This is a genomic window from Flavobacterium poyangense (assembly GCF_011751075.1).
Classification (GTDB): Bacteria; Bacteroidota; Bacteroidia; order Flavobacteriales; family Flavobacteriaceae; genus Flavobacterium; species Flavobacterium poyangense.
In genome coordinates this window covers 35,904-49,225 of record NZ_JAALLN010000004.1, presented here as the reverse complement: position 1 = coordinate 49,225, position 13,322 = coordinate 35,904, and the positions used below count along the sequence as shown (strand labels likewise).

The following is a 13,322-nucleotide window of genomic DNA, read 5'->3' as shown; positions in this document are numbered from 1 at the left end:
AGTTATGTTGTTTGTTTATTTTAGAATTAAGTTCTAAAGCAATAACCAATTTTCTGTTGATAATTGTTGATTTTATGTTAGATGTAATTCTCATCCGGGAGCTTTATCTAAATGTTTTAGCCCCGGAAGTTGAATTACTTTTGAGAGTATTTTTTTAGATTATTTAATTTTAAATTTAAGCGACCCAATTAATAGCATGGCTAACCCACCCCGAATTTGTTTTTTCATAAATCATTGCGCCAGTATCAATAGATAAACACTGAACCCTTGAACCGATAGGAAATAAGGGATACGTTGAATTTAAATATTCGAGTGATACAGGAGAAGTTGACAGGTCATTGACAACTTTTGGAACTATACTGTCAAAGTACTGTTTTGTAATTAGTGACGTATTTCCTCCGGACTCGATAAGCTCATTGGTTAAATTTGGGGCTTGTATTTCTCCATTAGTTTTTTTAACTATTGCTCTATTTCCGGCTCCATCAGCTAAAACGATGGTATTTGATAATGCGGGATCCAAACCGGTTATTTTGCCTATGGCTACGTTTCCTGATCCGGTAGTAATACCTACAGCAGTAATACCGGCAGTGACTATAATTACGTTGTCATTTCCTGTTGTTAAATTATTAGCTGTCGTTGAGTTGCTTGAATTCCCAATTAAAACGTTTCTCGAGCCTGTGGTTAGATTGCCCCCAATTTGATGGCCAATTGCAATATTTAGGTCTCCGGTATTAGCGGCACCTCCTAATGATTTGTAACCAATTGCTATGCTTCGCTTAAAATTGGAACCAACTCCGCCACCAGCTGCGGCTCCTATAGTTGTGTTCTGACTGCCAGTTGTAGTATATGCTGAAGCTAATGCTCCTATGGCCAAATTATAGTTTCCGGAAACATTACTGCTCAATGCACTTGCTCCTAATCCTAAATTTTGTGTTCCGGTAGTGTTGGCAGTAAGCGCATTCCAACCGGCACCGGTATTAAAGGTACCCGTGGTATTATTAGATAAAACAAGGTTACCTAACGCAGTATTACCCACCGCATCAACTGTACCACTGCCTTTACCTATTCTTACGCCATTTATAAGCTTATCAACTCCTCCTAATTCTTGCAGAGGGGTATTGTCAACTACTCCTATTTGTGTAGCCGAAACCGGAGCTTTTACTTCATCTGTAGTTGCTATAGTTCCTGATTTGGCTGGAAGTATAATTGTCGAATTGGAGTCACCTGGTTCAGCAAAAACAAGTCTATTATGTTTAGAGGCATTATTGAAATAAAAGAATCCATTTTTTGTTGATGAAAAATTGCTATTGTTGACTTTATCTATTGTTTGAAAACCGTTTACATTGTAAAGAGTGGAGGTATTGTTATGAGGTGCACCGGTCATCGTAATGGTAGATCCGGATATTGTAGTTTGGTTATTTGTAGCCGTATCTTCAATTTGCATCGCAATACCATCAAATGCTGCAATTTTATTTTGTGTCAGAACTTCTTGTAAATTCGGAGACGTCGCTTTCGCAATTGGCTTCCATTCCCCATCTTGTCTGCCATATTGATTTCCGTCAACGGGAGCTTCTCCTATTTTTTCATTGATAATGATATCTCCTTCTCCAACGATAGATTCTCCATTAACGGTTTTGAAATCGTCCGTAGTAGCGATGGTATAAGTATGTTTGTTAAATATTTCTGGTTTTGCCGGAAATTCAAATAAGGTGCTTGTTATGGGGTCAGCTATTTTTATTATTGTACTTTTTCCATTTTTATATTTAGATATTTGAGGGTCACCTCTAAAAAGAGATATTGTACCCGTATCTCCAGTTTCTAGTACTCTGCAACTAAGCGATATTTGATTTGTTAACTGGAAAAAAGAGGTGCTGTCTGATTCACTTCCTACCGTAATATTATTATACTTATAATTACCGTAATTGCCCATTATGGTTGCATTACTGTATCCATGAGAATCAGTTGGATAAGCGGCAATAGGATTATTATCCAATACCGATTTTAATCCTTGAGGCTCATTATTTATAACGATATCTCCATCACCAATTACCGCTTCTCCATTTATAGTTTTAAATGTAGGTTTGTTAAGCAACTGACTAAACCCGGACGAACTGTTCCAATCTGTATTCACTTGTGGAGCATGCGCGTTTTCATCGTTTAAGTGTTCATCTAAAACTGTTTTGTCAGCTTTAGAATTAAGCAAATCGTCAATTCCTTCAATTTCATTTACCGGAACTTTTTCGTGCTTATGACGAAAAGAATCCCAGGTATCCCAAAATTGTTTTTGTGTTGGTTTGGAGTTGGTTTTGAACCAGTTTTTGATGGTGTTTAAAGTTTGTATAGGCATTTTTTTCTTTTAAATTTTTGAGTGTAGATTTTATTAGGTTCAGCTCTTTCGGATATTGGAGTAGTAGATTTGTTATGGAGCCATTACTTGATCAAAAAAGTCTATAGTGATGTTGAAATAAACGTTGTCAATTGCTGAACCGGCTATAGGGTAATCTATTAAACCGGTGGTTACATTTTTCCTTTCTAAAAACATAGTAATTTTGTAATCATTCAATGGATCCTGAAAACATTTAATCTTGTACTCATAAGGCATTGTCATTTGGGAAGTTCTGATCCAATTTGTTTCTTCTGTATTCTTACTAATAGCATTTACGAAGTATGCTACTATGAGAGTACTGGCTTCTTGTGGTACACTCCATACATTTCTACCGTTAACCACTCCGTTATAGGGGATGTTTGTTTCTAAAACCAATACAGGCGTGTTTACTCCTGATATATTTACGGTCCTGACTTTAGGATTAATCGCTACCGCTATATCAGTAGAATTGTAATATTCGTCAAATGTTAAGTTGCTGGAGTTTCTATTACTGATGCGTAAGGATATTTTAGCCGGTCCGGATGTTGTTATATTTCCTTGTCCGACTATTTCTTCTCCATTAACGGTTTTGAAATCATATCTGCTTGTTTTGGAACTTAGCATTGCGTCAAGGCCCGCAACCTCTTTTGTCGGAACTTTTTCACTTTTATGTCGGAAAGCATCAATGCCTTCGATCTCTTTTACGGGAACTTTCTCGTTTTTATGTCGAAAGGAATCCCAGGTATCCCAGAATTGGGTTTGCGTTGGTTTCGAACGTGTTTTAAACCAGTTTTTTATAGTGTCTAATGTTTGTATAGCCATGTTTTTTTCTTTTTAAGAGATGTTGATAAAGAGCTGTTTTTTAATTTGTTCCGTTTTTTTAATTGATTTTAGTATTTGTTGCAACGGAGTAGTATACAATTTTGTGACAGCTGACTTAGTTTTTTTTAATGTTATTTTGCTGTACCGGTTTGTCCGCTCTGATCGCCATCTTTGCTCACAATTAAGCCAAGAGCAATACAAATACCGGTTATTTGTGTGCCCACTTCGGTTGTGATATAGCCTAAAGCAACGGCGGCAGCTACTCCGCCAACGATAATTCCTGCTACTGTTGTTTTCCAATTTTTAATGCTGTTTTTCATTTTTATATAGTTTAAATAATTAAGTGATTCAATTGGTAATTACTGACTGATTTGGAACTTGTACAGTAAAGATTTTAGGATGTTAAAACAATGGTTGAGATTATTGTATGGTTCTCGTAAATAGTAATGAATGGGAAACGATTGATTCTTATAAAATTTTCTTTTTCCTTATTTAATTTCTAATAAAACAGGGATTATTTTATAAGGCTGATTTGGGGAAAATTTTCAAATTTCTATTGGCTGTTATACAACTATACCATGTATTATTTGAGGGTGTAAAAGTAGGGCAGAGGGATGTAAAAAGAACTAAAAAAAAGCCACTCTATTCAGTAGTTTCAGTAGAAAGTAAACTTGCTGAAACTACTGAATACAAGTGCTTTGAAATTTTAAAATCGCGAATGTCAATGGTACTTTTACACCCTGAAAAATACTCTAGCTATGCGTAAAAAGACCATTCATAATTTCAATATTTCGATAGAAGACAGTACTGCTATAAGTAGCTCCGAACAATTAACTAAAGACATTCTAAAAGAGTTGGCCAAAGTTTCAAAAGAGATGAGTCAGCAGAAAGATATAGTACAAGAATGGGAGGAGCAAAAACAGCGAAATGCTGCTGCTATTTTAAATAATTCCAATACCTCAATCGAAGGAGGCGCTACCAATAAAATGATCGGAACAAATAACAATCCGTCTGTATTGGCTGGTACTACTCCTTCGGTTTCTGAGGGAGCCAAATCAGGTTTGATAGCATCAAATGTAGGAGGTACTGGCGATGGTATCATCTCTTCGGTTTCTTCCTCGACTGCCTCAAAGAGAGGGCAAATAACCAAAGGATCAACATCGTCAAATAGTAATTCTTCGATTACTCAGGTAACAAAACCAATTTCAAATGCTCCAACCGGAGAAGGCGTTACTGATGTAACAAAAGGAATGACTACTAGTTCTTCCACATCAGCCGGCATTACTTCTCCGGTGTCGGGAGCGGTGAATGGTGTGTCAAATTTAAGTAGCGGTCTAACAACTCAGGCCTATGCGGGTGTGGCAGCATTAGAAACAGTAACAGTACCGGATAAACTTCAAACGAATACAGATGAACCAACTTTAGAAGCTATTAAAGAAGCAATTAAAAAGAGACTAGCTGCTGCTAAAGTTACAAATGATGCAACTGTAATAGCCTACTGGACTAGTATTTCTAAAGCTTTTGATGAAGGAGCCATTGCAGCAGATTTTATTGATAAACCGAAAGACGTACTATTCACACAAATGTATGCCCTCTTAAAACAGGCGAATACGAAAGTGATAGAAACTCAAAGTTTTAATTGGGATATTGTTCGCAAAAAAATGATTAAGGCAATTGATGCCAATATCTTAAAAGGGAAGATTTCTAAAGAAAGTAAATTGCGTTGGACAGCAATTGTAAAACAATTAAGCAATGATACAATCAATATAAGTAACCTTTTCGAACAATACGACGAACTGTTTTTATTGTTAAAAGAAGTCGAAGGACTGGATGTTTTACCTAATACCATTACCATAACCACCAAAACCAAAGTATATCCTAATTTAAGTGCCGATAAACTATACGCAGCTATTGGGAAAGTGGAAGTTTATGCTTTCCTAAGAAAAATGAAAGATATCCAGGGAAGTGGCGTAAATAAAGGTGCAGTAAAAATTAAAAATGCTGCGGTAACTTCATTTATTGTTGGGGAAAATCTTGAATTTTTAGTTGATGAAATTTTTATAAATGAAAATCTACATGAAAAAGGAAACATCAACTGGATTATTTACAATAGCAAAAATAAAAAAGACAAAGGAATTGTTTTTGCAGACAAAGGAACTTCGTTTAATTATATTTTTGAAACAGCAGGAATTTATAGAATAGAAGCATACGGACTTAATCCCGGAGCAAACAATAGCAAAAAAGAAAATGAATCCGCCTTTGTTCAGGTAGAAATTGTGGCTCAGGAAATTACAATTACTCCTCCCGCAAGTAGTACAGGCAAATTTATAAGACCTTCTGCAGAAACACAATCGTTTAAAGTTGACTTAAAATACCCGACAGTAAAAACGTTAAATCCGTTAAAACTGTACTATCAGGTAATATACGAAAATGCCGAGAAAAAAAGTATCATTTCGAAAGAACAAGAATTAGATACAACAGGCAGTATCAGTCTTGTTATGTCTGATTTAGGACAATTTACGATTAAAGTATTCAGTAAAGATCAATATGGTTTGAGCCAAAATCATAGTATCAAAACGATTAAGAATTTTGTAAAAAGCATTATAAAAGAAGGAAATGTAAAAGATACTTACCTATTGAAACAAACCAATCAAAAGGCAAAGTTTAAGGCCGATACGTTTCAAATTCCGGCTACTCCGCAGGAAAAAGCAAATGTGAAATGGCTGGTTTATGATAAAAACGGAATATATATTCCTGACGACTGGATGTTAAACTTAGAAAATGATGAAACTAAAAAACCTTATTTGGCTAAAGGAGAATCTTTTACTTTTCCTATTCCTAAAAAAGAAGGGGATTTCATTATTGAAGCCTATAGTAATAGTAAAGAAGGATCTAATTCTAAATCGATTAAAAGGATAGTTGTAAAAGACCCACAAGTAACGCAGACGTATTGGGCATACCAGGATGGTACTAAAAAGAAAACATCCGGTTTTGCAGGAGAGGTCAATCATATTGTAGCAAGTATTCCGGAATACAATAAACAATCGGTAAGAATTAATTTTTACTTAAATGGCAGTAAAGTTCCTAATTATTACAATGACACTAAAACTGACGAAAACGGAAATATAAATAAAACAATAAAATTTGATACAGCTTTACAACAACGTTTTGGTATTCAGAACAGTAAAACGGCTAAGGTTAGATTTGAACTGGAAAGGTTGGAAAATGGAGTAGTATTTCCATTTAAGAAAAATGAGAATGCTTATAAAGATGCTATTTTAAATGTTACGTCCGGTGTAAAAATTACCGATGTTTATTTTATGTATGAAGGTAGTCGTGTAACGCCATTTACCCAAGTACCGTATGGCGCAAAAGTAACGGGGGTGGTTAAAACGTTAAATATGATTGGGAACAATGTAATATTAAAAGTTTCTAAAAAATATGCGCATTACCCACAAGTTAAAGAAAGGGCTATTGTTAATAATGAAGGTACGATTGCAATCAATTTTACTTTAAACAAAGATTGGCATATAATGAATTCTTTGTTAACATTGATTGATGTTTATTGTATTGAAATAGAAGGTTTTGAGTCGAGTCTGTATTTTGCAAACGGATTGAATGCTGTTATGAGAGAATCTAAGAACGCTATAAAAGGAGGCGCTAAATATGGAATTGATGTGCAGTATTTTATGGCAAAATATAAGGACGAAAACAAAGAAAATCTAAAAAATCTGTTGAATGATATGAACGAATATTATACAGCAGAAAAAATAACACCACGACGAGAACAAGTCGCTTATATACTTGCAACGGTTTATACAGAAACATTTAAAACATTTAAACCTGTAATTGAGAGCTTTTGGATTAAGAATAAAGAAAGAAGAGAGGCTAGTTATCATAGATATGACCCGGTCTTGGCTAATACTGAAAAAAGAAGAAAAGCCGCAATTGAGAATGGAAATACTAAAGAAGGTGATGGTGTAAAGTATTGTGGTAGAGGATATGTGCAATTGACATGGAAGAAAAATTATAAAAAAATAAAGGATCAGTTTGGTGTAGATACTGTTAATTATCCTGACAAAGTGTTAGAGCCAAAATTAGCGGTTAAAATTTTGATTTGGGGTATGAATAATGGAATTTTTACCGGTGTTGGGATTAATAGATATATAAATGATTCAAAAACAGATTATGTGAATGCCAGAAAAGTTATTAATGGAAGGGATAGAAGTAGGGAGATTGCAGCGGATGCTGAAAAATTTAGCAAAAGTTTAAAAATTGTGCAAAACCCGGCGGGTAAAACTAGTAACACCGGAACTGTGAGTATTGGGGAGCAGAAAATAAAGCAGAACAAAAACACAGATAAGAACAAAAATGTTGATAAGAAAAAAAGTGCAATTGAAAGTAAAAGAAAACATAGTACTATTGTTTCGTTTGCCAGAAGTTTATCGCAAGAACGAATTAAACAAATTAGTAATAAAACTATAGAAATTTTAGAAAAAGCAGCCATTGATTCGTCAAATACATCAGTAATCATAACCAGTACTATTAGAAACTCCCTTCAGCAAGCCAATGCTATGTATGAAAATGAGTCAAACGGTAATCATATTGATTATGCAGCACCGGGTGAAGCAGTAGTTAAAGTCTATAAAGATGGTGTAAAGAATGGGAAATCTAAAGATGAAATTATAAAATTGATGGCAGAAAAGACAGATAAACTCTATAAATTAGGTGAGCTAGTTTCTAGGCATTGTGTATCTCAAGAAGTCTTTAAAAGTTTTAATATTGTCGATGTCTCTTATAAATATGGAATAATTAACCCAAGAGATTTTATAAGGAGTTTAGTTGAGTTTGATGCTGTGACTAAAATCATTCATCCTTATAGTAGTCTTGGGTCGGGTGGAAAGTTGCTATATGATGCGAAAGAAGGTGCAATACATGTTGAGATAAGACAATAGAAAGAGCATAAGTTATACTTTCTTTGATTTGTGTTTTCTGACTTAGAAGAGAAAAAGAGGCCGTTTCACAATAGTTTAGTGAATCAGCCTCTTTTTTCAATTTCGCGAACCTTGCGTAACCCTTTGTACCCCTTGCGGTTAAACGACTTCCAGTTAATCACTAACAAATTAGTATAAATATTAATGAATTAGTTTTGCTACTAATTAATTAGTAGTTATATTTGTGAAAAGATTTAACTATGATAAAACTAGCCAAAAGAGAAGAACAGATCATGCAAGTATATTGGGATCTGAATAAAGCCTTTATCAGAGATGTAATTCCATTGTTGCCGGACCCAAAACCACATTACAACAGTGTAGCCACAATAGTCAAGATATTGGAAGAAAAAGGATTTCTGAATCGCGAGACCATAGGGAATATGCATTGCTTTTTTCCGGTAATCAGCAGAGAGGAGTATCAGAAATTTGCATTAAAGGATATTGTAAGTCAATATTTTGATAATTCCTATCCCCGAATGCTTGCTTTTTTTGCCAAAGAGCAAAAAATGACAGAGAATGAATTGGACGAAATCGTTGGAATCATTAAAAAAGGAAAAGTATGATACCATATATCTTATATACAGCCCTTATTCTCTCCGCTTGTTTGGCATTTTATAAGTTGCTTTTGCAGAAAGAAACTTTTTTTCATCTCAATAGGTTTGTTTTGTTGGCCTGCATGGTAGTGGCTTTTGTTTTGCCGCTGCTTCCGGTACCGCATCAAATTTCTTTTAGAAAGGATACGGTAGTAACGCCAATTGTAGTGGCTAAAATGCCGGTTGATGATAATACAATCGTAGCACCGAAAGTAACGCCCGTTCAGGAAGCCCAGGTCGAACAAACGCAGCAACACTTTAATGTTGAGGTAATGTTACAAGGTTTGGTTTATTTGTATTGGTTTGGTGTATTGATTTTTGCATTTAACTTTTTGATGCAGACCATTATACTGTTATATCGATCATATTCATTATCGGTGATTCAGGATGGTAAATTCAGAATTGTCGAAATAAAAGAAGACAAAGCACCTTGTTCCTTTGCCAATACGATTTTTATCAATCCCGAAAAATACGAGTGGGACACCTACAATCAGATTTTGTTGCATGAAAAGATTCATGTAGAACAAAAACACACTATCGATCTTTTGCTTGCAGAGCTGGTGCTCATTTTTCAATGGTTTAATCCTTTTGCTTGGCAATGGAGAAAAACACTGGAAAGCAATCTTGAATTTTTGACTGATGACAAAATGTTACAACAAAACACTGTAGAAAAAGAAAGTTATCAGTTTAGCCTGCTCAAAGTAGCGGCGCCCCAGTTTCCTTTGAGTCTTACAACTAACTATAATCAATCATTACTCAAAAAACGAATCATTATGATGAATTCAAAAAAATCAAACGTACACACCACCTGGAAATATTTTTTCCTGGTGCCATTATTGGTATTGTTTGCCTGCCTTTTTAATCAACCGGCAGCGCAAAGTCAGACGCTAAGTTCAATTAAAGAGAACAAAGAGCAGTCAAACATTCAAAACGGAATGAAAACAGAAGGAAGTTGGTTTGCTACGATCAAAGGCAATACCGTAAACATTCAATTCAAAAACGATGGAAATAATAACTCTTCCACTACTTTTCAATTGAGTGAATTAAGTGCGCTTCCAAAAGATAAAAATGGGGAATTTACCATAACACGTGAATCCGGAACTATGAACTTTATTGGAAAATTTGAAGGAGAAACCGGTATGGGAACCTATAAATTTGTTGCCAATAAAAATTTCAGCAAAGAAATGGCTCAGGAAGGTGTGAAAGTTACAGAAGAGGATGATCTTATGGTGTTTTTTATGGTAAACCTAAAAAGTTCATACGTAAAAATGCTTAAGAAAAACGGTTACAAAAATGTAGATAAGGGACAATTGATTCCCTTGGCTGCTTTAGATGTAAATGAAGACTATGTCAATTCGATCAAAGGATCCGGACTTGTGAACTTCGATTTGGAAGATTTAATTCCTTTTAAATCACTGGGAATTGATAAAGATTTTATAGACGAGATACGCAAAGCAGGTTATAAAGACATTAGTGCAGATAAACTGATTGCCTTAAAGTCTCAGGGAATTGACGGGAAATATATTGCTGATTTTCATGATGCTTCAAAAGGAAATATCGGCAACATAACAGAGGACAATATATTAGCATTTAAATCATTAAATATTGATAAAGAATTTATTGATTCCTTTAAACAATTAGGGTATAATGATCTTTCAAACGATGAACTAATGGCGTTAAAGTCCTTAAATGTAACTCCGGAGTATGTAAAAGACTTTGAAAAAATAGGTTACAAAAACATCAAAGTAGATGATTTGTTTGCATTGAAATCCATGAATATTACTCCGAAATATATAAACGAATTTGAAAAAACTGGTTATAAAAACATTAAACCGAATGATCTGTTTGCTTTAAAATCGCAGAATATTACAGCTGATTTAATTAAGCAATACAAAGATTTAGGTTTTGGTGACCTGAATCTGGACGATGTCATTGCGGCAAAATCAGTAGGAGCTTCACCGGATTTTATAAAATCAATGAAATCAAAAGGACATGATTTTAAAGACCTTGACAAATATGTGCAACTGAAAGCTGTTGTTGGAAGATAAAACAAGAAATTAGGATAAATAAGTAAACCTAATACAAAATAACAATCGAGTTGTAAGACTGAAATCAGAATACAATAAAGCCCAAACCGAAAAGGAATGGGCTTTTGTTTTTTATAAGCCAGTTTTGTATAAACTTATTTCAGGGTGGGATAAGGTTATTTCACTTTTAATTTTTTCAAATAGGAGTAAGAATTATTTCGAAATTATCTATTGATTAATTTTTCAAGCTTTGCCATCATTTCATCTTTCTCTTTCAACATGCGTTCAAACAAAGCAATCTTTTCTTCATGTAATTGAATAACTTTTTCAATTGGATTGTGGTTATTAATTACAAACCCAATCGCACTATCATTGTTATTAAATGTATTTGCAATAACATTTACTGCTTGCTCCTCATCAAAATTCTGAAACGCTTCCACGGGAATTTTTAATGAATTTGAGATTTGCTTAAGCAAATTATCCTCAATTACATCTTTTTGTTCAAGCATAGAAATTTTCTTTTGATTCCATTCATTTCCCAGATCAAAAGCCAATGCCTCCTGTTTGACGCCAAGCATTTCTCTGAAGCGTTTTACGTTTCTTCCCTGATGTATTTTCTGTTCCATAATGAGTATCAATTTTCTAAAGGCTCAAAGATAAAGCCATTTCGCTTAAAAAGTCCGAATTTCAAAGATAAAAAAATATCCTGTAAAATATCTTCCCATGCGTAGCAAAGAGTTCTAAAGTTAAAAATAAATTTATAGTCGTGTCGTACGAATTTCTTTGACTTAGCACCCAGAAACGTTGACGACATATCCGAGCCGTCTGAATTTCTGTCATTATGACTTTTATCTGCTCATCGTTGTGGAAACAGATTGTAAATCTGTGCTATCGTTGCGTTGATATCTGTGCCATCTGGGTCCAAAATAAGAGAATCAACTTATAGTTCTGTAAGAGAGTCGTAATCTATATTATCCGAAGTTTCAAATTGAAATTCAAAGTAAGAAATAGATTTACTAACTTCTTTCATGTCTTTCTCAATATAATCTTCTGGATTGTCAATTTCAATTCCAAAATAATCAATTGCAGTCAAGCCACGATTAATTAATCTTGTAACAAAATCAATTGTAAGTACTTTAGGAATTATTACCTTCGAAGTAGATAATATGAGTGTGTTATATTGCATATCAATAAGTTACAATAAAAAACCACTCAATTAGAGTGGTTTTTTATAATTCTTCAATTGTCACTTTTACTGCCGGTGGATAACATACCTTTTTAATAAAATTCAGATATTCTTGGGCTTTTGCACCTTCGGCAGGTTGATGTTTAAATGTTTCATATCTCGAATAACGCGATCTATCATCTAACCACCTATATTTTGCCCCTACCACAGTACCAAGATTATCGAAAACTAATTTTTCTCTGGCTTCATGCCTACCATTCATTTTGTATGCCTTCTTTACCTCAGCAATACATTTACATTCTGTAGTTGAAATTTTAAGCGGCAAGATTTTGTCTTCTACAAAATGAATTGAAGAATAGAATGCAGTTGTAATTACCCAATCATAGTATATTTTTTCTTCAAGCAGTTTATCACTAAGTGCTTTATTTCTATCACCAAATTCTTTCTTATTCGCCATACTTATACTTCTTCAGAAAATTCAAATCCATCTTGACCTAAAAGTTCTAAATCAATATTGTCACTTCCAATTAATCCCATATCCAATGTACTATCAAATAATTCTTTAAATGCACATTTAACTTCATGAATCTTAGTATAGGCAAGCTCCACAAATTCATCATTTAATAAAAGTTCGTTACTAACCGCAATAATAACCTTCGGATTAGAATGAAATATATTTATATGAAATGATTGAACAGTATATCCATTTTGATCCAAAAATGATTGAGTTTTTTTTGTACAAATATAAACTTGGTTTGCCTTTTGAGCAAATCTATCAGCTGAAGATTTCATTACTTTCTCTAAAAAATCTTTTCTGCCCAAATTCTTACCATCATTTAATCCTTGACCATAGGCTTCTGCAACGATATCTACATGATAATATGAATCATTTGTTTGCGATGTTTTAGCATCCTCAGAGTGGTTTGCTAAATATTCATTAAACAATTTTATCCCTGTTGAATTTTGTAGTGTTTCTTGTGTCATGATAGTTTTTTGATTTTATGTAACTTAATTACTTCAAATCCCGTGTAAATATATCTAAATTTACGAAATTCAATTAGATTAGGTCTATTTTTATTATTTATTTGTACTAATTCTAAATAATCGACAAAATGCACCTTTTAAAGATTAAGTCCTGCATACCCCAAAAAGGGTGTGCAAATGTACGACATAAATCAACAATTAAAATTTCTAGAACTGTTAAGGTTTACTTATTTTATAATCATCAAATATATACTCAAGACAAATAATTAAAACACGTATAAATACCTGTTTTAACAGCTCCAGTTATTTTTCTGCATTTAAATATTATTTTTATAAGAAAATACTATTAAT

At 33.7% G+C, this 13,322-nt stretch carries 10 protein-coding genes; 3 read left to right on the top strand and 7 right to left on the bottom strand.

Annotated elements, in window-relative coordinates:
* Positions 1 to 175 precede the first annotated feature (175 nt).
* From G3A47_RS09795 to G3A47_RS09785, 3 genes are all read right to left on the bottom strand, one after another.
* On the bottom strand, positions 176 to 2,347 hold the full coding sequence (locus G3A47_RS09795; protein WP_166921983.1) for a hypothetical protein: 2,172 nt from the start codon (positions 2,345 to 2,347) through the stop codon (positions 176 to 178).
* Positions 2,348 to 2,419: 72 nt separating this feature from the next.
* Entirely contained in the window at positions 2,420 to 3,187 is a 768-nt protein-coding gene (locus tag G3A47_RS09790; protein WP_166921982.1) for a hypothetical protein, read from the bottom strand.
* A gap of 131 nt (positions 3,188 to 3,318) precedes the next feature.
* Entirely contained in the window at positions 3,319 to 3,507 is a 189-nt protein-coding gene (locus G3A47_RS09785) for a hypothetical protein (protein WP_166921981.1), read from the bottom strand.
* A 438-nt stretch (positions 3,508 to 3,945) separates the two neighbouring features.
* Between G3A47_RS09785 and G3A47_RS23660 the strand changes: the two genes are divergently transcribed.
* The 3 genes from G3A47_RS23660 (at position 3,946) to G3A47_RS09770 (ending at position 10,822) form a co-directional block, all read left to right on the top strand.
* Positions 3,946 to 8,142 carry a hypothetical protein gene (locus G3A47_RS23660; protein ID WP_208328355.1) on the top strand — a complete coding sequence of 1,399 codons (4,197 nt, stop codon included), beginning with the start codon at positions 3,946 to 3,948 and terminating at the stop codon, positions 8,140 to 8,142.
* A 239-nt stretch (positions 8,143 to 8,381) separates the two neighbouring features.
* A complete protein-coding gene (locus G3A47_RS09775; RefSeq protein WP_166921980.1) occupies positions 8,382 to 8,744 on the top strand; it encodes a BlaI/MecI/CopY family transcriptional regulator in 363 nt (120 codons plus the stop codon).
* Entirely contained in the window at positions 8,741 to 10,822 is a 2,082-nt protein-coding gene (locus G3A47_RS09770; protein ID WP_166921979.1) for a M56 family metallopeptidase, read from the top strand. The genes G3A47_RS09775 and G3A47_RS09770 overlap by 4 nt, the downstream gene beginning before the upstream one ends.
* Before the next feature lie 203 nt (positions 10,823 to 11,025).
* Here G3A47_RS09770 and G3A47_RS09765 read toward each other — a convergent pair whose 3' ends face one another.
* From G3A47_RS09765 to G3A47_RS09750, 4 genes are all read right to left on the bottom strand, one after another.
* Positions 11,026 to 11,427 (bottom strand): helix-turn-helix domain-containing protein, encoded by a 402-nt coding sequence (locus G3A47_RS09765; protein ID WP_166921978.1) that lies wholly within the window; start codon positions 11,425 to 11,427, stop codon positions 11,026 to 11,028.
* Positions 11,428 to 11,741: 314 nt separating this feature from the next.
* A complete protein-coding gene (locus G3A47_RS09760) occupies positions 11,742 to 11,987 on the bottom strand; it encodes a hypothetical protein (RefSeq protein ID WP_166921977.1) in 246 nt (81 codons plus the stop codon).
* A 43-nt stretch (positions 11,988 to 12,030) separates the two neighbouring features.
* Complete coding sequence (locus G3A47_RS09755; RefSeq protein WP_166921976.1) at positions 12,031 to 12,444, bottom strand: hypothetical protein; 414 nt, start codon at positions 12,442 to 12,444, stop codon at positions 12,031 to 12,033.
* 2 nt (positions 12,445 to 12,446) lie between these two features.
* A complete protein-coding gene (locus G3A47_RS09750) occupies positions 12,447 to 12,971 on the bottom strand; it encodes a hypothetical protein (RefSeq protein ID WP_166921975.1) in 525 nt (174 codons plus the stop codon).
* Positions 12,972 to 13,322: the final 351 nt, after the last annotated feature.

What these genes read in the sequence shown, in the direction of transcription:
- G3A47_RS09795 (WP_166921983.1), bottom strand. Translation starts at nt 2,347, where the DNA reads ATGCCTATACAAACTTTAAACACCATCAAAAACTGGTTCAAAACCAAC.
- G3A47_RS09790 (WP_166921982.1), bottom strand. Translation starts at nt 3,187, where the DNA reads ATGGCTATACAAACATTAGACACTATAAAAAACTGGTTTAAAACACGT.
- G3A47_RS09785 (WP_166921981.1), bottom strand. Translation starts at nt 3,507, where the DNA reads ATGAAAAACAGCATTAAAAATTGGAAAACAACAGTAGCAGGAATTATC.
- G3A47_RS23660 (WP_208328355.1), top strand. Translation starts at nt 3,946, where the DNA reads ATGCGTAAAAAGACCATTCATAATTTCAATATTTCGATAGAAGACAGT.
- G3A47_RS09775 (WP_166921980.1), top strand. Translation starts at nt 8,382, where the DNA reads ATGATAAAACTAGCCAAAAGAGAAGAACAGATCATGCAAGTATATTGG.
- G3A47_RS09770 (WP_166921979.1), top strand. Translation starts at nt 8,741, where the DNA reads ATGATACCATATATCTTATATACAGCCCTTATTCTCTCCGCTTGTTTG.
- G3A47_RS09765 (WP_166921978.1), bottom strand. Translation starts at nt 11,427, where the DNA reads ATGGAACAGAAAATACATCAGGGAAGAAACGTAAAACGCTTCAGAGAA.
- G3A47_RS09760 (WP_166921977.1), bottom strand. Translation starts at nt 11,987, where the DNA reads ATGCAATATAACACACTCATATTATCTACTTCGAAGGTAATAATTCCT.
- G3A47_RS09755 (WP_166921976.1), bottom strand. Translation starts at nt 12,444, where the DNA reads ATGGCGAATAAGAAAGAATTTGGTGATAGAAATAAAGCACTTAGTGAT.
- G3A47_RS09750 (WP_166921975.1), bottom strand. Translation starts at nt 12,971, where the DNA reads ATGACACAAGAAACACTACAAAATTCAACAGGGATAAAATTGTTTAAT.